We start from the raw sequence: 23,242 nt of genomic DNA, 5'->3' as shown, positions 1-23,242 counted from the left end.
TGGATTGCTTCGTCAATTACTTTGTAATTTTCTTCGCAATGATGATTTGGTAACCACACAACAATTCCAAAATATGGGGCGAGTGACGGGATTCGAACCCGCGACCCTCAGAACCACAACCTGATGCTCTAACCAACTGAGCTACACCCGCCATAAATTAACAACGTAAATTTAGATTATCAGAAGGAGTTAGTCAAGAATATTTATTGTATTAACATATATTATTAGACTTATATATTATAACTATATATAGTTACAACATGAATCAGTATATAAAACTTATAAATAAAGCTAAACAAAATCCTAAAGGATTAAGTTTCTCTGATTCATACTTTAATGACTAAGTGCGGTTGGGTTAAAGATATGCAAAAAGGTAGCCATCAGATTTGGTACTTGCCCAAAGGAAATAGGTTATCTATTCACACTTTTGGGAATATGGCAAAAGAATATCAAGTTCGACCATTTTTAAACTTTGCAAAAGGAAATGAAGATGAAAACAAATGATACATTTGATGGGTTTACTATAGAACTTTTTAAAGATACGGATGGAGATTGGCTAGCAAGGTTTGAAGAGCTACCGAATGTATCAGCTTTTGGTCATTCGCCTGAAAAAGCACTGCAAGAATTACAACAAGCTTGGACTTTAATGAAAGAAAGTTATATAAGTCATAATCAATCTATCCCCTTAGCTCCGTCTAGGAAAGAGTATAGCGGACAGTTTAATGTTAGAGTAGATAAACGTGTGCATCGAGCTTTAGTACTTGAAGCACTTAGAGCAAAAATTAGTTTAAATGCTTTAGTATCTCAAAAATTAACTTTATCGGTAAAACAATGAAAAAAAAATCAGTTATTTTATTAAGCGGTGGACCTGATTCTACTACGGTTCTTGAGATAGTTAGCAAAATGGATTATGAAATTTATGCTCTAAGTTTTAATTATCATAGACGCAATAGTCCGGAAGTCCAAAAAATCCAAGGATTAATTAAAGATTATAATGTAAAACAACATAGGGTTATTAATATTGATTTGCAGTCATTTATCGGTTCTGCATTGACTGATGATAATATAGATGTACCAAAATTTAAAAACACAGATCAATTACCAAGTGACATACCGGTTACTTATGTACCGGCACGTAATACAATATTTTTAAGCTACGCACTAGGCGTTGCTGAGGTTATAGGAGCTAGAGATATTTTTATTGGGGTACACACTAATGATTATACTAACTATCCTGATTGTCGTCCTGAATATATAAAATCTTTTGAAGCAATGGCAAATTTAGCAACTAGGGTAGGAGTAAATGGAGAAAAAATTACTATCCATGCTCCTTTAATAAATATGACCAAAGAGCAAATAATTCAAAAAGGGCTTGAGCTTGGAGTAGATTATAGTAAAACAATATCATGTTATGATCCAACAGAAGACGGTTTATCTTGTGGTCAATGTCTATCATGCATTGCACGACTTGATGCTTTTAAAAAGAACAATGTACAAGACCCGATTAAGTATGTATAATTATAGATATATACTCATAAATAAAATTAATAATAAAATAATATGAAGTAAATTTGTATACAAGGTGGAAACCGTTTTCACCTTGTATACTCATTATTTAAAAATCTTCTGTATAATATGAATATGCAATATTTATATTATACAGAAAAATAGTTAGTATATATGATAAATAGAGGACATTTATATGCCCCTTTTCCTGTGCTTGATTTAAACGATATAGTTTTACGAGAGTTAGCCGTGGAGGATGCACAAGATTATTTTAATTATATGAGTAAGCCGGAAATGGCTATTTATATAACTGATAGCAATAGGCCTAAAGACGTAGAAGAAGCCGGAGAGGAAATACGTTATTGGTCTAGTTTATATAAAAATCATAGAAGTTTTTATTGGGGAATTGCCATTAAAGACGATAATAAATTAATAGGTACTGCCGGTTTTAATATAATCAATCTAGAGCATCATAGAGCAGAAATAAGTTATGATCTAGATCCTAATTTTTGGGGTCAAGGTATGATGTTAAAATCTATAAAGAATATTTTAAAATTTGCTGATTATATTGGTATTATAAGAGTACAAGCAACAGTAATTACTGATAATTTTCGTTCAATTAATCTTCTTGAGAGATGCGGTTTTGCTAGGGAGGGAATTCTTAAAAAATATGAAATAGTTGCAAATGAGCATAAAGATTATTATATGTACGCAAGAGTACTATAGTAAGAATTGTTAAAATAAACATAAAAAAGAAAGTTAATGGTAGTAGAAGCTGATAAAAAAGCATTGATTTGTTCGTTTTGTAGTAAAAAACAACATGAAGTAAAAAAACTGATAGCAGGTCCTGCAGTATTTATTTGTGATGAATGTATAGATTTATGTACAGATATTATGAAAGAAGAAAATAAAGTTGCTTTAAAGCAAATTACTTCTTCAATTCCAACGCCGCAAAAAATATGTGGAATTCTAAATGATTATGTAGTTGGGCAAGATCAAGCGAAAAAGATTTTAGCAGTAGCGGTTTATAACCATTATAAGAGGCTTGAATATGTACAATCCGGCAATAATGACGTTGAGCTTAATAAGTCGAATATCTTACTGATCGGTCCTACTGGTTCAGGAAAAACTTTACTTGCTCAAACGCTTGCTAAAATTTTAGACGTACCTTTTACTATGGCAGATGCTACTTCTTTAACGGAAGCCGGGTATGTCGGTGAAGATGTTGAGAATATATTACTACGTTTATTGATAGCAGCTGAGTTTAATATAGCAAAAGCACAAAAAGGTATAATTTATATTGACGAGGTTGATAAAATTGCCCGTAAATCGGAGAATCCTTCTATTACACGGGATGTATCGGGTGAAGGAGTACAGCAGGCATTACTTAAAATTATGGAAGGAACAGTTGCTTCCGTGCCTCCTCAAGGCGGTAGGAAACACCCACAACAAGATTTCGTACAGTTAGATACTTCAAATATCTTATTTATTTGTGGTGGTGCTTTTATGGGGATTGATAGCATTATAACCTCAAGAACTAATAATAGTTCTATAGGCTTTGCAGCTAACGTAAATATAGATAAAGAGAAAAATAATAGTGAGATTCTTAAATCCCTAGAGATTGAGGATTTAACTAAATTCGGTTTAATTCCTGAATTTATCGGTAGATTACCCATCGTTACTACTTTAGATGAGTTAGACACAGAAGCTTTAATTACAATTTTAACTAAACCTAAGAATGCCATAGTAAAGCAATATCAGAAACAATTTGAGCTTGATGATGCTGAGCTTGTAATTGATGATTCAGCCTTAGAAGCTATTGCCGAAAAAGCTCTAGCTAAAAAGACGGGAGCAAGAGGACTTCGTTCAATACTTGAGCATCTTTTGCTTGATAGTATGTATAAAGTTGCCGAGCTAAAAAAACAGCGTGTTACTATTACAAAAGAGGTAGTTAACGGCTTAGTCGAACCGATAATGACCTCTCTCATTTCTACAAAATCAAACAAAAAACAACCGATTATTGCAGATATACCGGCGTAAATATTATTTCTTCTCTATGTCATTCCCGCCTACGCGGGAATGACATAGACAAGCCTGCAACAAGACCTACGACTGTTCGCAATGATGGGTGGGTATCCACACAACAACGCCGGCTTGACCACGGGACAATACTAATTTAGTATAAAATTTATCCTAAGCTAGTATTATAGCGGTTTAAATACCATTAAGAAAAAAATAATACTCAAACTGATAAATGCCGGCCAGCCTAGGTAGAATCATAATTTAAATAATTTATAATATTTTTCCGGTAGGGGAATTTGCGGTTTTAATGCTTCAAGTGCCATATTTCGTAGTGGAATTTGAATCCATACCACCATAGGTCAACAACTACCGGCGATTATGTATCTGATATAAGTTAAGGTAAGCCATAAATCAGAATAATTATAGCCAAGCATATTTACTAATATTATGCCGCTAACCGGTTGAATTATCACAGTTGGAGTAGTAAAAAGAAGATCAGCTATAACTGTAGTGCGAGCTGCATATGCTGTTGCATTCAAATCACCGGTTTTATTTGCCCACCACATAAAAAAGCAGTACCAATTCCAGTACCAAATAAAATGGTAGAGCTAATAATATGCATAGTTTTTATAAAAAGATAATCCATTATTTATCTCGTTCTATTGCCATGAATACTAAAGTAAGTAATATTACTGGAATATTTTTAAATATCGGACCAAGCGGATCTAGCCACAATATTGGCTTAAGATATGTTAATAGTAGAGTATAAGCTAGTATTAATAAAATTTGTAAACTACATATCCTATTTGTTGTATTTTTGATAATTAGTAGAATGCCAAAAATAATATCTGTAAAGCAGCTTCCATATAATATGTAAGGTGCTATTTGTTTATCAAATCCTAGTGATATTATAATTTGCATACTAGCATCATAAACAAAAATGCTTGAAATAATTCCTGTCATTATCCAAAATAGTCCTAAGACAATTTTTATTATAGGTTTTAAAAATAAAGCCTAGTGTGCCATATGGATTGTACGGTTAAAGGTTTGGTTGCAAAACCTTGTTGCAAGTTTCTAGGGATTATAGAAGTAAAATCGATAAAATCTTTTTTATCAGCAATATTAGGTTGAAGTAACATATTATACGCAGTAGAATTAATGGTACTAAGTAGAATTAATGGTACTATTTTTAGACAATCCCCTAATTTAGTTGCTATTTTAATGAATATTAAAGGAATTTTTATTAGTCTTCCAGGATTGACTCCAAGCCATCTTCTGAATCCAAGCAAGATATCCTTCATGGTCACTATGTCTGGTCCAACTATTTTTAATAATGTGTGGATTTTTCCTTCCCTTTCTATACAGTGAATCATTACTTTCGTTAAATCATCAATATGAATAGGTTGAAATTATTGTAAACAATCACCTATTAAAGGAATAAAATACGGTAATGTTGCAAGAGCCCTAAATAGCGAGGTACCACCATAACAACCGCTTGCGTAAACAAGAGACGGTTGTAAAATTACCCAGTCTATTATGAATAATTCTTTGTACGTTAGTAAGGGTGCAAGCCTTAAATAGAGCCTTTGGACCATTGACATGAACATTGTCAATATTATTGCATGACTAGACGTTAATACACCTGACACATTAATAACTATATCTATGTTATTTAATCTATTTATCCAGCTTTGTGGTGTTAGGTCTATATTAAAATCACAGTATATCACTTCTGCAGTAGGGAATTTTTCCTGGTCGATTCAACATCTCGAACACAGCATATTACTTTATAATTATTCTTTAATAATTCAGCTGTAATATATGATCCAATAAAGCCGTTAGCTCCTGTTACTAGTATTCTCAAATATAAACGATTCAGGTACTGACTTTTATATCATTAATCAGATCCTGTTGCCAATAGAAGATAAAAAAGGATATTTTATGTCCACAACTATTGTTTTTTTGGTTAAAAACTTTTATAACCCAATCCTCTTCTCTCTTATCATAAACTGGGGTTGCTCGTGTGTGACTTTAATGTTATCTCATAATAAAATAATTAAAGATTATAAATGATTATATATAAAAGATTTGAATAAATATTAAGAGATGTTCATATTTTTAATATTTATTTAATTGAAATTATGAGTAATAAACTAGAAGTAATAATACAATATTATAATGATATATCAAATTTAGGCGTAAGATTATGGAAAACTACTACAGCATTTGCTAGTTTTAATTTAGGTGAGGTATGGAAAATATGGTTCTGTGATAAAAATTTTAAAGATCTACCGACACTAGATCAAAGTTTGATTTATACTCAATATTTAGAAACAATGTTAAGTAAAATAGCTGCTACCGGAAAGTATCAAGATAATAATATTGATCATTCTCAATGGAGCCATTGTTTTGAAGAGCTAAATAATCGAGATCATTTTTTATGTATAAAGCTACAGAAATATATAAAGCTATAGAAGTTAATAGGAGTAGAAAACAAGAATATCATTGATGCTATGCTAGATGATATAGGGGATATAAATTCATTAGAGTTTAGTACCCTAGTTACTAAAGTCCAAGTGTTTTTAAAAAATAATTTAGATCAATCTGAACACTTGATTAAAGCAGCCAAAGAAATCGATGCTATGGCATATCTTTTGACGAGAGAATATTTTTTATATCGCTATATAACTAAAGCAATATTACTTACAAATACTTTAAATGCACCTTCCTCTTATAAAAACGAGTTTAATATAGTAAAAAAAGCTCATTTAAATTTTGCAAATTATCTTAATTCATTAGAGCAAAGTCTTATTAGAATAGAAAAAGCTAGTGATAAGTATAATGAAGATCACAAAATTGCTTCTTGGTTAACCGAAAAATCAGCTTTAGTTAGTAATCATTCAGGTAAAATAGCAATTACTTATGTTTCTCGTATAGTGGGTGTAATTGCTTTACGTTCATATGTAATTGACGAAAAGGATCCTTGGTATGAATTATGTGCTTTACCGACCACTAGACTTGCGATGCTACAAATTTTATTATCTTTCCCGGTGTACGGTCTTATCAAATAGACAAACTAAAGAGATGAATAATAATATGTTTCAAGCATTAGAAAATAACAATGACAATGCTGAAGATGTTAAATTTTTATTTGATCACACTCCAAGTTTTGCTAATGATGCCGTAAATACAACTGCGATTTGTTTTAGATATGCTGCTAATGTAGGGTTGTAGCCTATTGATTTATTAAATAATGATACTATTAATCGTATAATTGTATTACAGGCTTTACGATGGTATACAGTTGCAGGAGTATTAGAAGAACAAAGTAAAGTTACAAATTTTATGCAAAATAAATTAATTAAATTTTTGCATGATAAAATTGTACCGGCTTTAATTGAGCATAAGAAATTTACAGCTGAAGAAATTAAACCATATTTTCAGTTACTATATAAACATTCCAAAACAGATAAGAATACGCAAATAAAACTTCAGGCAATATATAATAAACTTACCAATCAAGATATAGATTTTAACAATATTGAATCAGACATTAGTATCTATCATGGATGGAAGAGTACTACTATATGTGCGGCAATAGCCACACTGATTTTGGATTATATCTGTTGCGTCTTGCTTCTTTATTAGTATCAACATATTACGGCAATAAAGTTATAGAAAATATCACCAGCAAAAAATTAACTAATGATGTGTTGTTTCAAAAGTGTTACTATAATGATGCGGCAAGATTGACCGTAGCGATAGTACCTTTAATAATGTTTGAGTCTATTAAAGATTTAAAATTCTTAAGTCTTGCAACTTTAATAGATATTTTAACAACTGCTATATCGGATTGCAATGTCGGCAAGGCAATTAGTAGTGCAGGCAAGAATATTGCCGAGACAACCGCTACTACCCTTATTTGGCTTAAAGGTTACCTCAGGCACAAACGATGATACAGTGATTGATATTGAGCCTACAGAAGAAGTACCATGCTTAGAGGCTTTGTGGACACTGCTAATTGATTTGCTATTTTGCAGCAAAAAAGAGCCAAAATTAAATCTTTTTAGAAATGTCCACAAAACCTCGATTAAGGTTGTAAAATTTACGTTATTTAATGTGCTCTTCCCATTTCAAATATAATTGAATCTTCAGAATTAAGTGTTGCATGTATTAAAAAAGGCGATGTGACATAGGACTGCACTTCGCTATGCATAAAAGCGTGGTACATTATCAATCTCTAAAGTAAAGTTTTTGCTATATTCAAGAAGTTTTTGAGCAGCTTTTAAGTGTATCAAATAACCTGTAGTTGTATTAAAGTAACTACCATGACCTATCTTCTTTAAATACGGATTATTGTAAATATTATAAAATATTTTGTTTTTAGAATGTGACAAGGACAAATAAATTAAATCTCAGTCGGTAGGTAAATGCTTAAGCATTGTTAAAAATTTATTACGGAAATCATCATTTAGTATAGCATCATCTTCTATTATTAGGGCATCAGGTATATTGTCTTTAACCATTTTAAGCCAAATTTCTCTATGGCTACAATAACAACCGAGTTCACTTGCCGTTAAAGTATGATTTAATATTTTGCTATCGGAATAATAATTTATATTTTCCGAAGGACAAAGTACAGTATAACCGTTATCAAGTGATAAAAGAGCAGGGTTAAAATTATAACCGTCTACTGCACTAAACCTTTCATAGAATAAATTATTATTGTCGAATTGTTTACTAATATTGTTATATCTATCAGTGCTGCGTAGGTTTACTATAAAAATTTTAATATCTTTTACTTCAAGTGGAGTAGAACCTATTTGATAAGTTTTTAAAAATATAAAAAGCAATGATAAACAAATAATTATAATTGATATTATAAAAATAGTTTTTAATTTGTATTTAATAAGGGTAATTTTTTTTCTTAATTTTTCTTTTACTGCGATGTAATTATTTTCTGAAGTCGGTACAATCTTATTATTATATATCTTATAATAGTTTTCATCATCTTTATCAACAGAAATAATATAATTATATAAATCTTCTTCTGAATAATCTTTAGCAAATATTACTGCATTAGGGTTTACATCTTTTATATAACTTTTATCTGCATAATATATAAAATAGGTACTGCTCCTGCTAAATAAGCTTGAAAAGGTTTTTCAGTAACATACCTCTCATATGTTTTATTTTCAAAAGCAATAACAAATTTACATTTAGATAATCATTCACGAGTTTTTTCTTTTGGTATAATTGTAGATTCAGTATTTAAATATTTACTGTCGCTTACTACTTTTTTATACAGCGACAATTTATGAAAAAATCGATTTCTTGCTATGCAGCCGTCGTTCTCAGGATCTTCTATACCGTTAGAGACTAAGAAACAAGCAAAATACGTTTTATTCGGATTATATTTTGAGCGTTTATATTCAGTACTGACGTCATTAGTACAATACATATATAAAGGTATTCATTATATAATTTGGATGATCTATATAATCAAAACCTATAGATATATCATAATTTTCTAGCTTTGGTCTAACGGATTCACCGGTAAAAAATATCTTTATACTATCTTTATTACTAATAGTTCTTTGACCAAAAACACTATCAATAATAAGGTCATAATTGTTATAATCTATAACAATTGTTCGTCCGTTTGCTTCAATGATTTCTTTTATCATCGGTAGCTCGTCTATTGTAAAGCCCAGCCACATATTAATAAAGCTCACTCTTATAGCATGTTTGTTTTCTGTTTTAGGAGCTTTAATCTTATATGCTTACACATAGTAATAATATGGCTATACAAATTATGGAAAGTTTTTTTTAACATTTAAATTACCTATTACGAGAAAAATTTATTTATAATTTTTCTGCTATTTGTGGTGGATTTTCTGCTTCCACTTCAATAATCTCAGATTTAGAGGAAACGATTTGATAACGCTCTAAGGTAGCCGGCATGGCTTTATTCCCTGAATCAATACCGAGTTTTTGAATATTCTTTACTCTTGACATAAAATTACGATTAAACGAGGCAGCAAATTTATCGTAATTAGTAACCATATTATGCAGGTTATTACCGATCTTTTGAGAATAATCTGCTATAGTACCTATGGAGCTTAATAGCTTTCTCACTTCTTCAATGATTACCTTATAATTTTCTGAGCGGCGATGATCGGTAATTTGAAATTTTGCAAATGATAGCATATTCATAAGTCCGCTAGGTCCTACCGGAAAGATATTACAGCCCCAAGCTTTTTGTAAAAATTCAGGGTCGGCTGCAATAACTTTCTCAACCGCTTGTTCAGTCGGCAAAAACATTAAAGTAATAACATTGTTAAAGCTCTGATCCTTTTTGTTTAGATTAGTTAAAATATTTGCGGCATAGTCTTTATTTGCCAAAGATTTTAAATGGTAATTCATAGTTTTATTAAGATTCATGTTATTATCTTGCTCGTCTACAAGAAACTTTGAAGCTTTAGAATCAATAACCATTAAATTACCGGAAGGAAGAAAAATGAGCGCATCAGGTCTTAGCTTTCCGCTATCTGAGGTAGTTAGACCGTATTGCATAATGAAATCTAAATTAGGACGTAAGCCCGAAGATTTTAAGATATTCTCAAGGGTAATCTCAGCAAGTAGCCCCGCCCCGATCGGAGAAAGCAGAGACTGTTTTATCAAATCAACAGTACCTTTTGATTGCTCTATATCTTTATTTAATGCTCCCACCATCGTAATTAACCGTTCAAACTCACTATTAAATTTTCCTGAAGCAGTAGCGATATTTTTCTCGGCTAGCTCTCTTGCTGCCGTGTTTTCCATTTTATGTATCGCTATTAATTGCTTAGACAAATCTTGACCTAAATCAAATAACGCAGCTTTAGCCGATGAAAATGACTCTTCTCTTATTTTTTCTGAATCCTTAATAGTCTGTGCTTGATATTCTATTTTACACTTCAATTGCTCAATTTTCTGTAAATATCCTATCTTTTCTTGATTTAATAATTGGTTATTATTGCTAATTTCTAGATTCTGCTCTGATAAAAATTGTAGCTGTGTCCTTAAGGTTTGAGTTTTTAAATAAAACCAAATTATTAGCGCTAATAAAATAAGTAGCGTAGTTATAATAGTTGGTAATAAATAAGGCATAGAATGAAGCAAAGTTTAATGTTAAATAATACTAAAGTACCGCATAATTTGCACTAATTATTTTGGCATTGCCTAGAAAAGGTTGATATAGTCATTGCGAGTTACTGCAGGTGTTGTTGCATGGCTCGTTTTATGTCATGTCTGTGCAGGTCTTGTTGTGTGGACTGAAAAACCCGTTCGGTGTTATGCCGTGGCTTGACCACGATATCCAAAAACACAACTTAAAATACTAAAATTTTAATGTTTTAAACTGGATCCCGCGATCAAGTCGCGGGATGACAATTAGGAAACTGGTCCACGCAACAAAGCATTCTCGCTTTCGTGGGAATGACATCGGAAGGCTAAACTATAAAACAACTTTTTCTAGGCAATGCTCAATTTCAATACTACAAGTAAGACTATTTCGATATTAGCCTATAATATTTTTATAAACTTATAGAAATATTATAATGGATAGGTTATATAAAAAGCAAGTTGAAGAATATCTAACAAATTACGGTAAGCTTGTATTTATAAGCGGAGCAAGGCAAGTAGGGAAAACTACAATATCAAAACAAGTAATTAAACCTAATCCTAATTCAATTTACCTAAATTGGGATTATCTAGAAGATAGAAATAAAATCTTAAACAAACACACCAAACTTTTTAAAAATCTACTTTCTACTATATCCGATAAGAAATCGTGCTTAATATTAGATGAAATTCATAAATATAAAGATTGGAAAAATCTTGTAAAAGGATTTTATAATAAATTCGGAGAAAATATTGAATTTATTATAACAGGTAGTGCCAAATTAAATATATATAAAAAAGGCGGTGATAGCCTAATGGGACGTTATATAAGTTTAACCGTGCATCCGTTACCGGTATCTGAAATAGCTAAAAATTTTGATAATGACATTGATTATATAAAAAGCCCCCAAAATATCACTATAGATGAATTTGAAGCTTTAATAAATTTTGGAGGATTTGCAGAAAGTTATTTAAAAGCAACTGCTAAATTTCATAGAATATGGAGTAATCAAAGATTCAAGCAATTATTTAGAGAAGATGTAAGAAATACTGAAGATATCAACAATATTTATGCGTTATCATTACTTACTAGCATTATAAATGAGCAAGCAGGCTCATTAATAAGCTATACAAACCTTGCTAATAAAGTTAGAGTTTCAGACCAAACAATAAGAAGATGGCTCTCTTTGCTAGAAAAGCATTATTATTGTTTTGCTATCAAACCTTGGTCTAAAAATGTTGTAAAAAGTTTGATAAAAGAGCCACAAATTTACCTTTGGGATTGGTCGCAAATAAAAGATATAGGAACGAGATTTGAAAATCTTGTAGCTTCTCACCTTTTAAAAGCCGTATATTTTTGGAACGAAACAGGGCTTGGTGATTTTGGTTTATACTATCTGCGTGATAAACAAAAACGTGAAGTCGATTTAGTAATAACAAAAGATAACCAACCGTGGATTTTAGTGGAAGCAAAAGTAAGTGACTCAACCGTTTCTTCAAGCTTAAAATATTTTCATGAATTACTTAACCCTGAGTTTAGTTTTCAAGTAATTCAAAATAAACAAGCTATTTCGGGCTCTTGCTTTGATAAACCGGATTTATGGATAGTACCGGCTATTACTTTCTTATCTCAACTTGTTTGATATGAATTTTTGCAAAAAAGGTAATCTAGGCAAATGTAAATCATATGACTATTTCGTTGCTTATATCGAAATAGTCATTATCAATTCGACATTTAATTATAAGCTGTATCCTCTGCACATACCACTAAATGTAGCTGAATTGACTATATTCACTTTATCTTCTAGTGGTCCGAGTGGCTGAGCAGGTTTTAACAATTCCAGCGTTAATATAAATTTAGTTTTTTTCTCGATATTCGATAACAAAGGTAAATGTAAGCTATGAGGGCTGTATATTATTGCATATTTATCCCATTCTAGATATTGTCTATTCAAATTCTCTTTATATTCAGATGGCCCATATACTTCTATACTACCAAATTTATATTTTTTTAAAGGATATAGCTCATAATCATAAAAAAAATCATTTGGATATTTATTACGCATACTTTGATTAAAAAGAACAAATTTATCATTTTCTTTATGAAATACGAAAATATCTAAGCATCTTTCCCCGCAAATTACATAAATTTTATTATGTTTAACACGATATCCTAATTGTTCAAATTGCGGTAATATTTGTTGCAAACGTATTTCGTCTTCATGCATAATGCCGATATCTAAATCATCGTCAAAAGGAATTATGCCTTGATGTCTAACGGCTCCAAGCAGAGTGCCGCCTTCTATCCAATAATTAATATTATTCTTACCAAGTAGCTCATGAGTGTCTTTCATTAACTGATAAAGGGCAATAGCTTTTTTCTCACTAATCCTGTATTTTTTCACTTGTTCATCACTTAAGGTTACATACCGCCAGTCATGTTCTAATATATAAGCATAAAAAAATATACCGGCAAATATAATTAATATTAAACCTATAATATTTTTAAAGGATAATATTGACTTTAATTTTATCATCTTTCATCTCAAATTGTATTTCTTCTGCCGATGTGACGTTTTTTAAATCTTCTGCTAATTCTGCAGATAATACTATACCGCTAACTTCAAGCAATTTTATTGGAGCTTTTATAGATAGATGCTTCTCAGCTTTGAATTTTCTGACGATATCTAGTATTTCAAGCAGCCCTTCTGCTCCTTTTGCATTGATTTCATAATTTAAGTCACTGTAATTAACCCAGCTACCTTTAACATGAATAGAATTTTCACTATATAATATTTGGTATAATTCTTCGGTAATATGCGGCATGAAAGGTGCAAATAGTTTCAGTAACGTTTGCATAACATGATATAAAGTTAATATGCTACTATATTGTCCTTGTGGATTTTTGTGTTCCTCATCATAGCTTCTTGTTTTGCTTATTTCTAAATAATTATCACAAAATACCACCCAAAAGAATTTTTCCGTCAGATGCATAGCATTTGCATATTCGTAGTTTTGTAACTCATTTGTAGCTAGCTTAACTAATTCCACTAGTTTATTAACCATCCATTTATCAAACTCGTTAGTGATTTTTTCTTTAATATCGAGTAAACTCGCTTTTTTATCTTCACCTTTCAGTTTATCAAAATGTATAAAAACAAATTTAGCGGCATTCCATAGCTTGTTAACAAGCCTTTTGCCATTTTTCATAACGTCTTCAGAATAGGCGGTATCAGCACCTAGCTTTGAATTTGCCGACCAATAACGTATCACGTCGGAACCATATTGTTCTAGCAGTTTTTCAGGAACTAAAACATTGCCCTTAGATTTTGACATTTTACTTCGATCTTCAGCTAAACACCAACCGCTTATCATGATGTTTTCCCACGGCAAAGTATTTTGGTGTAAATGAGCTTTTAAAATAGTATAGAACGCCCAAGTTCTGATAATTTCATGTGCTTGAGGTCTTAAATCCATCGGAAATAATTTATTGTGCCTATCTTTATTAACAGCGAAATCGTCAGAAATCCCATGAGTAGAAAGTTGAGGCGAAACGGAACTTGTTGCCCAAGTATCCATTACGTCATAATCAGGTTCTACTTCCTCTTTACTATAACCCATAGGTAAATCTTTTAACGGATCGATAGGCAGCTGCGTAACATCGGCATATAAGATTTTTCCTTCCTCACCTACTCTTTTAGAGTACCAAACAGGGAAAGGCACACCAAAATAACGCTGCCTACTTATACACCAATCCCAACTAATGGCATTAATCCAATTCTCTAAACGAATCTTCATATTTTTAGGATGCCAATTTAACTCATTCGCTCTTTTAAGCAATTCTTCTTTATGTGATATAGTTTTAACGAACCATTGCGGTACAGTTAGTATCTCAAGAGGAGCACCTGACCTTTCGGCACATTTAACGGTATGAGTGATGGCTTCTTGTTTAATAAGCAACTCTTGTTCTTTTAAAATATCTATTATTTTTGTTCGAGCTTCTTTAATTTTCAACCCATCTATAGAAGTTTCATGTTGGAAGTCTATTGTACCTTTTTTAGTGATAATAGTTTTTAAAGGTAGATTATGCGTCTTCCACCAAGTAATATCCGTTTGATCACCAAACGTACAGCACATTACCAGTCCCGTACCTTTATCTTGTTGTACTAAAGGGTCAGCAAGCAGTGGAACTTGCTCATTAAAAAGTGGGGTTATAGCTGATTTACCTGCTAGATGCTTATAACGTCCATCGTCAGGGTGATAAAATACGGCTACGCAAGCCGGTAATAACTCAGGTCTGGTAGTAGCTATAGTAAGCGGGTCTCCTTGCTCGGTTTTAAACGTAATATAATTCATGAAAGAGGTTTTTTCCTTATCCTCAATATCGGCTTGGGCAAGAGCTGTACCATCTACCGGATCCCATAAAATCGGTTGATTAGCACGATAAATTTCCTCTTTTTGTACTAAATCAAGAAAAGACATTTGTGATATTTTTCGTGATAACGGACTAATAGTTTGGTACTCTAAACTCCAATCAACCGATAAAGCTATTTGGTTAAATAGACTTCTAAACTTTTCTTCTTCATTTTCTACTACCTCTTCGCAAATTTTTATAAATTCAGATCGATCCATATTATAAGCTTTGATCTGTTTCTGCTTTTCAACAAGTCTCTCGGTCGGTAGCCCGTTATCGTCAAAACCCATAGGATAAAAGATATTTTTACCCATCATACGCTGAAAACGTACAATAAAGTCGGTTTGCGTATAGCTATAAACATGACCGATATGTAACTGCCCTGAAACTGTCGGAGGTGGAGTATCGATTACATAGGTTTCTTCTTTTGCAACGTTTGGATTATAAGCATAAATTTGTTTCTCTTGCCAAATTTGCTGCCACTTTTTTTCATTTTCGGTAAAATTATAATTTTTTGGAAATTCTTTCATAGATTTTGTAGTTGATTCAAGAATATTATTATAAAGGTTATATGTGATTATGACAATAGATGCTTTTCTTTGGGAGGATATGGATATTTAGGATTTGTGCAAGTGGTGCTTGCATGATTAATGACTTATTTACAATTGAGCGAACAAAAGTTTCTTGAAGACCTGTAATTTTGGCAATAACAGGAATTTTAAAGCCCTGACTGAACATTTCCTTCGCTATAATTACTGCCTTATTATGTTCGCCCTCATCTTTGCCTATCTCAATACCCTGCACCTTTCCTGCATCTCTATATGTATCAGCGATAGTTTTCATAATAGTATCCTTATCTTGCGGTAATAGATGTGTATCCAATACTTCTACTAATTCCGGTTGTTTTTGTTTTGATAATTTTGCGTTAGTATACCATAAGAACAATCTTAGGTAAATATAACCTTTTTCTTTATCCAATATTATAATATGCTTAAACTCTGTTAAAAACTTCTCCCATAGTTTTATCATATCCTGCATCATATATTCTAGCATACCTAAATGTTTTTTCTTGACGATTTCATCATCTGTCATAGCTTGCAAATCTACTAATTGATAATCTCCCGCCATTAATTTCTCTGCCATCACACTATCAGTAAATAAACTCCACAGATTTCTTGGAGCATTATAAATTTCTTTACTGTTGTAAATAACTAAATTATAAACTAGCGGTAATTTATCCTTTCCTTGCTTATGTCTTTCACATAATAATAGTGTATATTTCCATAACCGCAAAGCCGTCCAATAATCAATTGTTGATTGGGCTTCTACTAATACATAAACAAATGCTTCTTCTTTATTATTGGTGCTAATTTTATATGTTATATTACTATATTTCTTATTTAAAGATTCCTCAATATAGCTTTCTTGTTCTACCGTTATTTTTGATAAATCTACTAAACTCTTAAAATCATTGGGTAAATAATATTCCAAAAATTCTTGTGCTGCTACCGGGTCGTTCATTATTATTTTTACTAATGAATCATGTTTTAATTTTTTAGCCATAAAAATCTAGTAGCTTTATTTCGTGGTGTATTTTATTTTAAATTATCTATAATATCCATATTTATTTAAATTTAAGGTTTAATATGCTAATCATGAACAAACTTTTGCTTACTTTAAAATTAATGCGTGCAGATAAGCCGGTAGCTTATTTTCTGGTTTTTTTTCCTCCTTTATTTGGGTTACTGCTTGCAAACCCCTCAAGAACGGAGTTAATACATTTATTACCATTATTTATTTTAGGTAGTATAACAGCTAGAAGTGGCGGGTGTATTATTAACGATATATTTGATAGAAAATTTGATAAGCATGTTGCAAGGACTAAAGAGCGACCTTTAGCTAGCAAGGCTTTATCTGTTTCTTATGCCATTTTGATACTCTTTATGCTTAGCGTTATCTCACTTTGTATTTTGCTACTTTTAAACAAAACAGCCATATATATAGGTTTTTTTGCGGTAATAATGATTAGCCTATACCCGTTAATGAAACGTATTACGTATTTCCCGCAAATCTTTTTGGGATTTACCTTGACGCTAGGGGCCTTAATAGCTTATGCGGCAGTTCAGGATACACTTGATATAGCAGCGATTATTATGTATTTAGCATGCTGTTTTTGGGCCATCGGTTATGATACGATTTACGGATATATGGATATAAAAGATGATAAGAAAATAGGAGTGAAATCGTTAAGTATATATTTAGAGAACAAGCATTCTAAGCTTTGGCTTTATATATGTTATATAGGTTTTATATTGTTATTTATTCTAGCAACAAAAATGGCTAATCATAATATCGACTATTTACCTATTTTAGCTGCTTTAATTTTACTGATATTGCAAGTAGCAACTCTTGATATTGAAAATCCTGCCAATTGTATGACAAGATTCAAAGCTAATAATTATATCGGATTAGTTTTGAGTATGGTGTTTTATTAAATTCTTTTCCTATTAGGGATTAGATAATGTTCTTGATGTCATTCCTGCGAAAGCAGGAATCCATAAAATAACATTAATATTGCTGTAAGTATTACATTTCTAGTAAAAAACATATAAGAATTTAATTTTTATATGTTTTACTGGATTCCTGCTTTCGCAGGAATGACATTGATTCGTGCAACAACTCCTCTAACAGCCCATAAAGTGACCATCGATATTGCGGTTATATAAACCGCAATTGATAAAGAGTTGCCGGTTAAATACCATAGCATTAGGCAGATTGACGGAGTAAGACGTCCGATTAATGAAGCACCTATACTACTGCCGATACCGACTAGCATATATTTATCGGCAGTTTTAAATAAATCATTTAGCCAGCAGTTCAAAGGTGCCAAGAACCCGACACCGAGTATTATAATCCAAATACGTACAAAATTAACATACCATATAGATGCATTATTCAAGCAGAGCCATAAAGGAATTATGCTTAAACTCATTAAAATAAGAGTACCGTTTAGTATTTTAAGGTAATGTAGCTTTTTTGTTAGATGCCCTATTATCGGAATCATAATCATATCAAAAATCAGAAATTCAGTATTAAATTTCATCATTATTTCGAGTGATATATCAGTGATAAGCGGAATAAAACTATTCATAAAGACGAAAGGCACTATATAAGTCATATATGAGAAACCTATGGCAAAACTAATGCGTAAGATACTTAGTTTACAGTTCCAAATTGTAGTTAAGTCTTGTAATAGTGATGATACTATGTCATTGCGAGGAGAGGACCCAGGTGTCATACCGTGGCTTGACCACAGTATCCAAAAATTACGTAAAGTAATTTTATCTTTTTTATTGGATCCCGTGGTCAAGCTGCGGGATGACAATGAGGGCTTGACTACAATATCCTCGCGCTTTCTTAAAAAATAACCTATCAGTGTTGTAAGCCCGCCAAATATGAAACATAAACGCCAATATGTATTATACTCTACATTTAAAACTATAGTACTGATAAATGAAGCAAGAATAATACCGACCATAGTAGATGTTTGATAAAGGTAAGAAGCTTTAAACGCTTTTTTTTCTTCTTTATTCTCTAAAATAAATAATTTAGCAATGGCACATTCACCCTCGGAATATACTCCTTGCAATGTTCTAAGCAACACTAATAATAGTGGTGCAAGCCAGCCTATTTGAGCATGTGAAGGTATTAAACCGATTAGGCTAGTTGTTAAAGCAACGCCGATTAAAGAGTAAGATAAAGCAAAAACACCGCCGTATTTTTTAGCAATGACACCAAAAAAATAAGAGCCTATGGGACGTGTAAATAAAGACGCAGCAAGAACACTATAGGTAAGTATTAAAGCAATGCCTTTATCATGATTCGGAAAAAAAATACCAGCAAGTAGTGGAGCAAGAAACCCATAAAGTGCAGTATCGAAATGATCCATCGCATTACCGATTAGGATCGAAAAATCCCTTTTACTTAATGAATTATTCATATATTAATAATTTAAAATTTATAATGGATTATACTCGATGAATTTGGAACATTGGTGACAATGTCTTTGTAAGTCCTCGGATGCTGAACGTTTAATATACGCTCCGCTCCTCGGCTTACAGACCTATTACTCTTTCCCAAGTTGATCTTCGTATAACAGCTCTTCGTTTTGTAGGAGTATATAAGTATGTAATCTTCCTTGTAAATATTTTTTTAAGAGATATGATTATAAAGTTATAGCTTAAAGTAATTGTAATGAATGAATAATTTGAAACAAGGAAAGTTTATTACATTTGAGGGAGGGGAAGGGATAGGCAAATCTACTCAATCTCAAATGCTCTATGAATATTTACAATCTCAAAATACTCCCGTTATTTTAACTCGTGAAGTCGGTGGTACTATTGTAGCCGAAAAAATGCGTGAAATTCTAGTACATGAAGAATTACTACCCATGTCCGAGCTATTACAAGCTATGGCAGCACGTTATGATCATATGGCACGGAAAATTATACCAGCTCTACAAGAGGGACATATTGTAATATGTGATAGGTTTATTGACTCAACTGCATGTTATCAAGGATTAGAACTAGAAAACGGCATAGATTTAGTTTATAATCTGTACAAAACTTTAATGCCTTCTCTTATGCCGGATATTACGTTTTTTATTGACGTAGAGCCGGATACTGCTATTAAGAGAGTAAATTCACGAAATATGAACAATAAATTTGACATAAGAGGTATAGATTTTTATAAAAAAATCTATTATTGCTTTAAAGAATTAAGTAATAGATTTCCTGAGAGAATAAAAACAATTAAAGCTTCAGATTTAAGTCCACTTGAAGTACATGAGTTAATAAAAAAGCATTTATGAACAATACTTACTACATTACTACCCCTATATATTACGTTAACGATATTCCCCATATCGGTCATGCTTATACTAGCGTTGCAAGTGACGTAATCGCTCGTTTCATGCGACTTCGAGGTTTCGATGTAATGTTTTTAACAGGTACTGACGAACATGGGCAGAAAGTAGAAAAAGCAGCTATTAATAAAAATATTGACCCACAAAAATTTACCGATCAAACATCAGAGAGTTTTCGTCATCTGATGACTGCTATGCATATTTCCAATGATGATTTTATCAGAACAACGGAACACAGGCATAAAGAAGTTGTAGCTGTTTTTTGGCAGAAATTACTAGATAACGGCACTATTTATGAAGGTTTTTATGAAGGGTGGTATGCAGTGCGAGATGAGGCTTTTTTTGATGAGTCGGAACTTACGAGGGACGGTTTAGCACCGACGGGTGCTCCAGTTGAATGGGTTAAAGAGCCTAGCTATTTCTTTAATCTTTCAAAATGGCAGGATAAATTGCTTGAGTTTTATGAAGCAAACCCTGATTTTATCAGACCTATATCAAGGCGTAACGAAGTAATTAGCTTTGTTAAATCGGGTTTAAAAGATTTATCGGTATCGCGTACTACTTTTAATTGGGGAATAAAAGTGCCAAATAATGAAAAACATGTAATTTATGTTTGGCTTGATGCACTGACTAATTATATTTCAGCACTCGGTTATCTTGATGAACAAAGTAATTACGGTAAGTTTTGGCCGGCTGATTTACATGTAGTCGGTAAAGATATCTTGCGTTTTCATGCCGTCTATTGGCCTGCTTTCTTAATGGCTGCAGAAGTTCCACTGCCGAAAACAATTATGGCTCATGGCTGGTGGACGAATGAGGGGCAGAAAATCTCTAAATCTCTTGGTAATACCATTGATCCGATTAAGTTAATTGATGAATTCGGTGTTGATCAAGTTAGGTATTTTCTGATGCGTGAAGTAACTTTTGGTGCGGACGGCAATTTTGCTCGTAGTAATTTAATTACCCGTATTAATAGCGAGTTGTCAAACAAAATAGGTAATTTATTACAGCGTACTACATCTTTTGTTTATAAGAATAATGACGCCAAAGTGCCTTTGCTTACGCAAGGTGTTATAGATAAAATATATGAGCTACCGATTTTAAAAACCGCAAGTAAATTTGTCGAGCAGAATATTTTATTGATGGACAAAACAGAGATTAATAAAATTCTTGAAAATATTATTAATTTGGCCGAAGAAGCAAATATCTATATTGATAGCGAAGCACCCTGGAATTTGAAAAAAACCGATCCAGATAAAACGTTAGAAGTGTTATATGCTTTACTAGAAGTTTTACGCTATATTGCGATAATGCTTCTGCCGTTTATACCGAGTTCAGCAAATAAAATGCTTGATCAGTTAGGGGTAAATAAAGAAGAACGTCTATTTAAGCATTTAATACGTGATTATACTTTAACAGCGGGTAGCAATATTTTAGAACCTACCATAATATTTCCAAAATTTGAATAGTGTGTCATACCGTGGCGAGACCGCAGTATGACACACCTACTAAGAGTATAATATGTTAATAGATTCACATTGTCATCTTAATTTACTTAGTAACTTGTCATCCCGCGATCGCATCGCGGGATCTAGTGAGGGTATTAAAACAACTAATATTAGTTGTTTTCTAGATACCGTAGTCAAACCATGGTATGACGCAGTGCTTTTAGATTCTGTCATCCAAAGAGCATTAGAAAATAATGTGCAGTATATGCAAACTATCTGCACTAAAATTGAAAATTTACCTATTATTTTAGAGATAGCTGAAAAATATGAAAATGTTTTTGCGAGTGTTGGGGTGCATCCGTGTGAAGTGAATTCTTTTATTAGTCATTGCGAAGCACTGCAAGTGCTGTGGCAATCTCAGGAAGCTTGGACAAGATTGCTACGTCAAGACTATGTCTTCCCGAACTCAGATGCTGAGGCAATTATTATGCTAACCCAGCATCCGAAAATTATCGGAATCGGTGAAACGGGGCTTGATTATTATCATCAGCCTTACGATCAAAAATTACAAAAAGATTTATTTGTAGCACATATACATGCGGCGTCTAGTACACGCCTGCCTGTTATTGTTCATACAAGAGAAGCAGACGAAGATACTATTGACATTTTAACCTCAGAAATGCGTAACAGCACATTTCCAGGTTTAATACATTGCTTTACCTCTTCAAAAAATCTAGCGGCAAAAATGCTAGATATCGGTTTATATATTTCAATGTCAGGGATTATAACTTTCAAGAATGCTACTGATTTACAAGAAATAGTCAAATATATACCGCTTGATAGGTTATTAATAGAAACCGACACTCCTTATTTAGCTCCTACGCCTATGCGAGGCAAACAAAACGAACCGGCATTTGTTAGGTATGTCGCTGAAAAAGTTGCCGAACTCAAAAATATAACATCAAAAGAAGTAGCAAATGTTACTACTCATAACTTCAAAACATTATTTTCTAAATTTGAAAAATATATAAATAATACTTTATAAAAACATCAAGTTTGATAATTTAAAGTTGAAATTTTTAAAATAACATGTATATTTTATAGCATTTCAATTATTAGTATATTTGATATGGAATTTAATCGCAAAAATACCATCATTGGTTTTTTAAAAGTACATGAAGATCAGAAATTTACTTCTTATGGCATAGCTGAATGGCTTATAGAAAATCACATTGACGAAGCAAGACTCAAGAAGAAAAAGATAAGGAGATTATAGGAATTGATGCAGGTGAAATGAGCAGTAGTAAGCTTTCTGCTGAACGAAGACAAGAACCTAATATTAGAATAGAGCTAAAACCTAAGCTAAAGTGTTATTATTCACAAAACCCTGATTACTATGTCAATAATGAACAAGCCACAGAACCTAAAATAAATGCAAATAAAGAAGATAAAATAACCGCAGTGCAAGTATGTGATGCACTGGCATTATATCTTCAAAACAAATTGAAGATTCATAATATGCCTATTAAGCATAATTTTTCTTTAAATAAACAAGGAACTAAAGGTAATAATAAATGGTTACCCCAGATTGGGTAGGTATGGCAGTTCTTAATGAAAAGTGGAGTTTACTAATTAAAGATTGTGCTAAATATTATGCATGAAAACAAGCAAGGCTTTGGTCTTTTGAAGCAAAAAAAATTATCAATCGTAGTAATTTACGAGAATCTTTTTTTCAGGCTTTATCAAATTCCTCATGGGCACATT

At 32.0% G+C, this 23,242-nt stretch carries 29 protein-coding genes, 1 tRNA gene and 2 pseudogenes; 17 read left to right on the top strand and 15 right to left on the bottom strand.

The annotated features are described in order from the left end of the window. Positions 1-74: 74 nt before the first annotated feature. Positions 75-151: transfer RNA gene (locus tag RJP_RS05560), tRNA-His, on the bottom strand. 185 nt (positions 152-336) lie between these two features. On the opposite strand from RJP_RS05560, the gene RJP_RS07175 reads away from it, so the two are divergent. The 5 genes from RJP_RS07175 (at position 337) to clpX (ending at position 3,546) form a co-directional block, all read left to right on the top strand. After that, positions 337-504: a type II toxin-antitoxin system HicA family toxin gene (locus RJP_RS07175; RefSeq protein ID WP_070105539.1), complete on the top strand. Its 168-nt coding sequence runs from the start codon at positions 337-339 to the stop codon at positions 502-504. Beyond that, entirely contained in the window at positions 491-835 is a 345-nt protein-coding gene (locus RJP_RS05555) for a type II toxin-antitoxin system HicB family antitoxin (RefSeq protein ID WP_024704340.1), read from the top strand. Before RJP_RS07175 ends, RJP_RS05555 begins: the two co-directional genes overlap by 14 nt. Beyond that, positions 832-1,518, top strand: a complete 687-nt coding sequence (gene queC, locus RJP_RS05550) for a 7-cyano-7-deazaguanine synthase QueC (RefSeq protein ID WP_014014690.1) — start codon at positions 832-834, stop codon at positions 1,516-1,518. Before RJP_RS05555 ends, queC begins: the two co-directional genes overlap by 4 nt. 162 nt (positions 1,519-1,680) lie before the next feature. Then, positions 1,681-2,232, top strand: coding sequence for a GNAT family N-acetyltransferase (locus tag RJP_RS05545; RefSeq protein ID WP_014121026.1), 552 nt, complete (start codon positions 1,681-1,683; stop codon positions 2,230-2,232). A 36-nt stretch (positions 2,233-2,268) separates the two neighbouring features. Beyond that, complete coding sequence (clpX, locus tag RJP_RS05540) at positions 2,269-3,546, top strand: ATP-dependent Clp protease ATP-binding subunit ClpX (protein ID WP_014121025.1); 1,278 nt, start codon at positions 2,269-2,271, stop codon at positions 3,544-3,546. A gap of 341 nt (positions 3,547-3,887) precedes the next feature. Here clpX and RJP_RS05535 read toward each other — a convergent pair whose 3' ends face one another. From RJP_RS05535 to RJP_RS10765, 5 genes are read right to left on the bottom strand one after another with little or no spacing between them, the layout of a single operon-like run. Further along, complete coding sequence (locus RJP_RS05535; protein WP_390889713.1) at positions 3,888-4,124, bottom strand: DUF2269 family protein; 237 nt, start codon at positions 4,122-4,124, stop codon at positions 3,888-3,890. A 49-nt stretch (positions 4,125-4,173) separates the two neighbouring features. Continuing rightward, positions 4,174-4,491, bottom strand: coding sequence for a DoxX-like family protein (locus tag RJP_RS05530; protein ID WP_041405564.1), 318 nt, complete (start codon positions 4,489-4,491; stop codon positions 4,174-4,176). Positions 4,492-4,529: 38 nt separating this feature from the next. Then, on the bottom strand, positions 4,530-4,901 hold the full coding sequence (locus RJP_RS05525) for a hypothetical protein (RefSeq protein WP_231839094.1): 372 nt from the start codon (positions 4,899-4,901) through the stop codon (positions 4,530-4,532). A gap of 36 nt (positions 4,902-4,937) precedes the next feature. Continuing rightward, positions 4,938-5,258, bottom strand: a complete 321-nt coding sequence (locus RJP_RS08735) for a hypothetical protein (protein ID WP_225981257.1) — start codon at positions 5,256-5,258, stop codon at positions 4,938-4,940. After that, positions 5,255-5,392 carry an NAD-dependent epimerase/dehydratase family protein gene (locus RJP_RS10765; protein WP_014273722.1) on the bottom strand — a complete coding sequence of 46 codons (138 nt, stop codon included), beginning with the start codon at positions 5,390-5,392 and terminating at the stop codon, positions 5,255-5,257. Before RJP_RS10765 ends, RJP_RS08735 begins: the two co-directional genes overlap by 4 nt. A gap of 277 nt (positions 5,393-5,669) precedes the next feature. On the opposite strand from RJP_RS10765, the gene RJP_RS05515 reads away from it, so the two are divergent. The 5 genes and pseudogenes from RJP_RS05515 to RJP_RS11460 all read left to right on the top strand — a co-directional run. Next, positions 5,670-6,002, top strand: a complete 333-nt coding sequence (locus RJP_RS05515) for a hypothetical protein (protein ID WP_037215170.1) — start codon at positions 5,670-5,672, stop codon at positions 6,000-6,002. Positions 6,003-6,041: 39 nt separating this feature from the next. Then, positions 6,042-6,599 (top strand): hypothetical protein, encoded by a 558-nt coding sequence (locus RJP_RS05510; RefSeq protein WP_225981256.1) that lies wholly within the window; start codon positions 6,042-6,044, stop codon positions 6,597-6,599. 13 nt (positions 6,600-6,612) lie between these two features. Beyond that, a complete protein-coding gene (locus RJP_RS09475; protein ID WP_162098700.1) occupies positions 6,613-6,762 on the top strand; it encodes a hypothetical protein in 150 nt (49 codons plus the stop codon). Positions 6,763-6,873: 111 nt separating this feature from the next. Further along, the gene (locus tag RJP_RS05505; RefSeq protein WP_024704339.1) at positions 6,874-7,176 is read left to right on the top strand and encodes a hypothetical protein; all 303 of its coding nucleotides are present in this window, start codon (positions 6,874-6,876) and stop codon (positions 7,174-7,176) included. Positions 7,177-7,304: 128 nt separating this feature from the next. Beyond that, positions 7,305-7,575: pseudogene (locus tag RJP_RS11460) on the top strand (hypothetical protein); the annotation flags it as partial. Between the two features lie 161 nt (positions 7,576-7,736). Here RJP_RS11460 and RJP_RS09195 read toward each other — a convergent pair. The 5 genes and pseudogenes from RJP_RS09195 to RJP_RS05485 form a co-directional block, all read right to left on the bottom strand. Beyond that, positions 7,737-8,381 (bottom strand): annotated as a pseudogene (locus RJP_RS09195) (glycosyltransferase family 25 protein). Between the two features lie 242 nt (positions 8,382-8,623). Then, the gene (locus RJP_RS09355) at positions 8,624-8,734 is read right to left on the bottom strand and encodes a glycosyltransferase family 10 domain-containing protein (protein ID WP_158309291.1); all 111 of its coding nucleotides are present in this window, start codon (positions 8,732-8,734) and stop codon (positions 8,624-8,626) included. 21 nt (positions 8,735-8,755) lie between these two features. Further along, a complete protein-coding gene (locus tag RJP_RS10755) occupies positions 8,756-8,989 on the bottom strand; it encodes a hypothetical protein (protein WP_225981252.1) in 234 nt (77 codons plus the stop codon). Next, positions 8,976-9,263 (bottom strand): alpha-1,3-fucosyltransferase, encoded by a 288-nt coding sequence (locus RJP_RS10750; protein WP_225981251.1) that lies wholly within the window; start codon positions 9,261-9,263, stop codon positions 8,976-8,978. Before RJP_RS10750 ends, RJP_RS10755 begins: the two co-directional genes overlap by 14 nt. 130 nt (positions 9,264-9,393) lie before the next feature. Further along, positions 9,394-10,680, bottom strand: a complete 1,287-nt coding sequence (locus RJP_RS05485) for a DNA recombination protein RmuC (RefSeq protein WP_014014682.1) — start codon at positions 10,678-10,680, stop codon at positions 9,394-9,396. 449 nt (positions 10,681-11,129) lie between these two features. Between RJP_RS05485 and RJP_RS05480 the strand changes: the two genes are divergently transcribed. Continuing rightward, the gene (locus RJP_RS05480) at positions 11,130-12,335 is read left to right on the top strand and encodes an ATP-binding protein (RefSeq protein ID WP_024704338.1); all 1,206 of its coding nucleotides are present in this window, start codon (positions 11,130-11,132) and stop codon (positions 12,333-12,335) included. 96 nt (positions 12,336-12,431) lie between these two features. Here RJP_RS05480 and RJP_RS05475 read toward each other — a convergent pair whose 3' ends face one another. The 3 genes from RJP_RS05475 to RJP_RS05465 are packed head-to-tail and all read right to left on the bottom strand — an operon-like array spanning position 12,432 to position 16,669. Continuing rightward, positions 12,432-13,229 carry a LicD family protein gene (locus RJP_RS05475; protein ID WP_014121023.1) on the bottom strand — a complete coding sequence of 266 codons (798 nt, stop codon included), beginning with the start codon at positions 13,227-13,229 and terminating at the stop codon, positions 12,432-12,434. After that, positions 13,198-15,636, bottom strand: coding sequence for a valine--tRNA ligase (locus RJP_RS05470; protein ID WP_014121022.1), 2,439 nt, complete (start codon positions 15,634-15,636; stop codon positions 13,198-13,200). The genes RJP_RS05475 and RJP_RS05470 overlap by 32 nt, the downstream gene beginning before the upstream one ends. 37 nt (positions 15,637-15,673) lie before the next feature. Further along, a complete protein-coding gene (locus RJP_RS05465) occupies positions 15,674-16,669 on the bottom strand; it encodes an Rpn family recombination-promoting nuclease/putative transposase (RefSeq protein WP_014121021.1) in 996 nt (331 codons plus the stop codon). Between the two features lie 83 nt (positions 16,670-16,752). Between RJP_RS05465 and ubiA the strand changes: the two genes are divergently transcribed. Next, positions 16,753-17,601 (top strand): 4-hydroxybenzoate octaprenyltransferase, encoded by an 849-nt coding sequence (ubiA, locus tag RJP_RS05460; RefSeq protein WP_014121020.1) that lies wholly within the window; start codon positions 16,753-16,755, stop codon positions 17,599-17,601. Between the two features lie 137 nt (positions 17,602-17,738). On the opposite strand, the gene RJP_RS05455 is transcribed toward ubiA, so the two are convergent. Continuing rightward, positions 17,739-19,106, bottom strand: coding sequence for an MFS transporter (locus RJP_RS05455; protein ID WP_014121019.1), 1,368 nt, complete (start codon positions 19,104-19,106; stop codon positions 17,739-17,741). Positions 19,107-19,364: 258 nt separating this feature from the next. On the opposite strand from RJP_RS05455, the gene tmk reads away from it, so the two are divergent. From tmk to RJP_RS09880, 5 genes are all read left to right on the top strand, one after another. Beyond that, entirely contained in the window at positions 19,365-19,976 is a 612-nt protein-coding gene (gene tmk / locus RJP_RS05450; protein WP_014121018.1) for a dTMP kinase, read from the top strand. Beyond that, positions 19,973-21,499, top strand: coding sequence for a methionine--tRNA ligase (gene metG, locus RJP_RS05445; RefSeq protein ID WP_014121017.1), 1,527 nt, complete (start codon positions 19,973-19,975; stop codon positions 21,497-21,499). The genes tmk and metG overlap by 4 nt, the downstream gene beginning before the upstream one ends. Positions 21,500-21,551: 52 nt before the next feature. Further along, positions 21,552-22,523: a TatD family hydrolase gene (locus tag RJP_RS05440; protein WP_014121016.1), complete on the top strand. Its 972-nt coding sequence runs from the start codon at positions 21,552-21,554 to the stop codon at positions 22,521-22,523. Positions 22,524-22,607: 84 nt separating this feature from the next. Further along, positions 22,608-22,754, top strand: coding sequence for a hypothetical protein (locus RJP_RS09640; RefSeq protein WP_014014673.1), 147 nt, complete (start codon positions 22,608-22,610; stop codon positions 22,752-22,754). A gap of 17 nt (positions 22,755-22,771) precedes the next feature. Further along, positions 22,772-23,074: a hypothetical protein gene (locus tag RJP_RS09880; RefSeq protein WP_014014672.1), complete on the top strand. Its 303-nt coding sequence runs from the start codon at positions 22,772-22,774 to the stop codon at positions 23,072-23,074. Positions 23,075-23,242 lie beyond the last annotated feature (168 nt).

This window comes from Rickettsia japonica YH, from assembly GCF_000283595.1.
Taxonomy (GTDB): Bacteria; Pseudomonadota; Alphaproteobacteria; order Rickettsiales; family Rickettsiaceae; genus Rickettsia; species Rickettsia rickettsii.
Note: the sequence above shows the minus strand (reverse complement) of the source record. Positions and strands in the feature narration are given on the sequence as shown.

Excerpts from the sequence above, each read along its gene's own strand:
- RJP_RS07175 (WP_070105539.1), top strand. The coding sequence starts at position 337 with ATGACTAAGTGCGGTTGGGTTAAAGATATGCAAAAAGGTAGCCATCAG.
- RJP_RS05555 (WP_024704340.1), top strand. The coding sequence starts at position 491 with ATGAAAACAAATGATACATTTGATGGGTTTACTATAGAACTTTTTAAA.
- queC (WP_014014690.1), top strand. The coding sequence starts at position 832 with ATGAAAAAAAAATCAGTTATTTTATTAAGCGGTGGACCTGATTCTACT.
- RJP_RS05545 (WP_014121026.1), top strand. The coding sequence starts at position 1,681 with ATGATAAATAGAGGACATTTATATGCCCCTTTTCCTGTGCTTGATTTA.
- clpX (WP_014121025.1), top strand. The coding sequence starts at position 2,269 with ATGGTAGTAGAAGCTGATAAAAAAGCATTGATTTGTTCGTTTTGTAGT.
- RJP_RS05530 (WP_041405564.1), bottom strand. The coding sequence starts at position 4,491 with ATGACAGGAATTATTTCAAGCATTTTTGTTTATGATGCTAGTATGCAA.
- RJP_RS05525 (WP_231839094.1), bottom strand. The coding sequence starts at position 4,901 with ATGATTCACTGTATAGAAAGGGAAGGAAAAATCCACACATTATTAAAA.
- RJP_RS05515 (WP_037215170.1), top strand. The coding sequence starts at position 5,670 with ATGAGTAATAAACTAGAAGTAATAATACAATATTATAATGATATATCA.
- RJP_RS05510 (WP_225981256.1), top strand. The coding sequence starts at position 6,042 with ATGCTAGATGATATAGGGGATATAAATTCATTAGAGTTTAGTACCCTA.
- RJP_RS09475 (WP_162098700.1), top strand. The coding sequence starts at position 6,613 with ATGAATAATAATATGTTTCAAGCATTAGAAAATAACAATGACAATGCT.
- RJP_RS05505 (WP_024704339.1), top strand. The coding sequence starts at position 6,874 with ATGCAAAATAAATTAATTAAATTTTTGCATGATAAAATTGTACCGGCT.
- RJP_RS10755 (WP_225981252.1), bottom strand. The coding sequence starts at position 8,989 with ATGTATTGTACTAATGACGTCAGTACTGAATATAAACGCTCAAAATAT.
- RJP_RS05485 (WP_014014682.1), bottom strand. The coding sequence starts at position 10,680 with ATGCCTTATTTATTACCAACTATTATAACTACGCTACTTATTTTATTA.
- RJP_RS05480 (WP_024704338.1), top strand. The coding sequence starts at position 11,130 with ATGGATAGGTTATATAAAAAGCAAGTTGAAGAATATCTAACAAATTAC.
- RJP_RS05475 (WP_014121023.1), bottom strand. The coding sequence starts at position 13,229 with ATGATAAAATTAAAGTCAATATTATCCTTTAAAAATATTATAGGTTTA.
- RJP_RS05470 (WP_014121022.1), bottom strand. The coding sequence starts at position 15,636 with ATGAAAGAATTTCCAAAAAATTATAATTTTACCGAAAATGAAAAAAAG.
- RJP_RS05465 (WP_014121021.1), bottom strand. The coding sequence starts at position 16,669 with ATGGCTAAAAAATTAAAACATGATTCATTAGTAAAAATAATAATGAAC.
- ubiA (WP_014121020.1), top strand. The coding sequence starts at position 16,753 with ATGCTAATCATGAACAAACTTTTGCTTACTTTAAAATTAATGCGTGCA.
- RJP_RS05455 (WP_014121019.1), bottom strand. The coding sequence starts at position 19,106 with ATGAATAATTCATTAAGTAAAAGGGATTTTTCGATCCTAATCGGTAAT.
- tmk (WP_014121018.1), top strand. The coding sequence starts at position 19,365 with ATGAATAATTTGAAACAAGGAAAGTTTATTACATTTGAGGGAGGGGAA.
- metG (WP_014121017.1), top strand. The coding sequence starts at position 19,973 with ATGAACAATACTTACTACATTACTACCCCTATATATTACGTTAACGAT.
- RJP_RS05440 (WP_014121016.1), top strand. The coding sequence starts at position 21,552 with ATGTTAATAGATTCACATTGTCATCTTAATTTACTTAGTAACTTGTCA.
- RJP_RS09640 (WP_014014673.1), top strand. The coding sequence starts at position 22,608 with ATGGAATTTAATCGCAAAAATACCATCATTGGTTTTTTAAAAGTACAT.
- RJP_RS09880 (WP_014014672.1), top strand. The coding sequence starts at position 22,772 with ATGAGCAGTAGTAAGCTTTCTGCTGAACGAAGACAAGAACCTAATATT.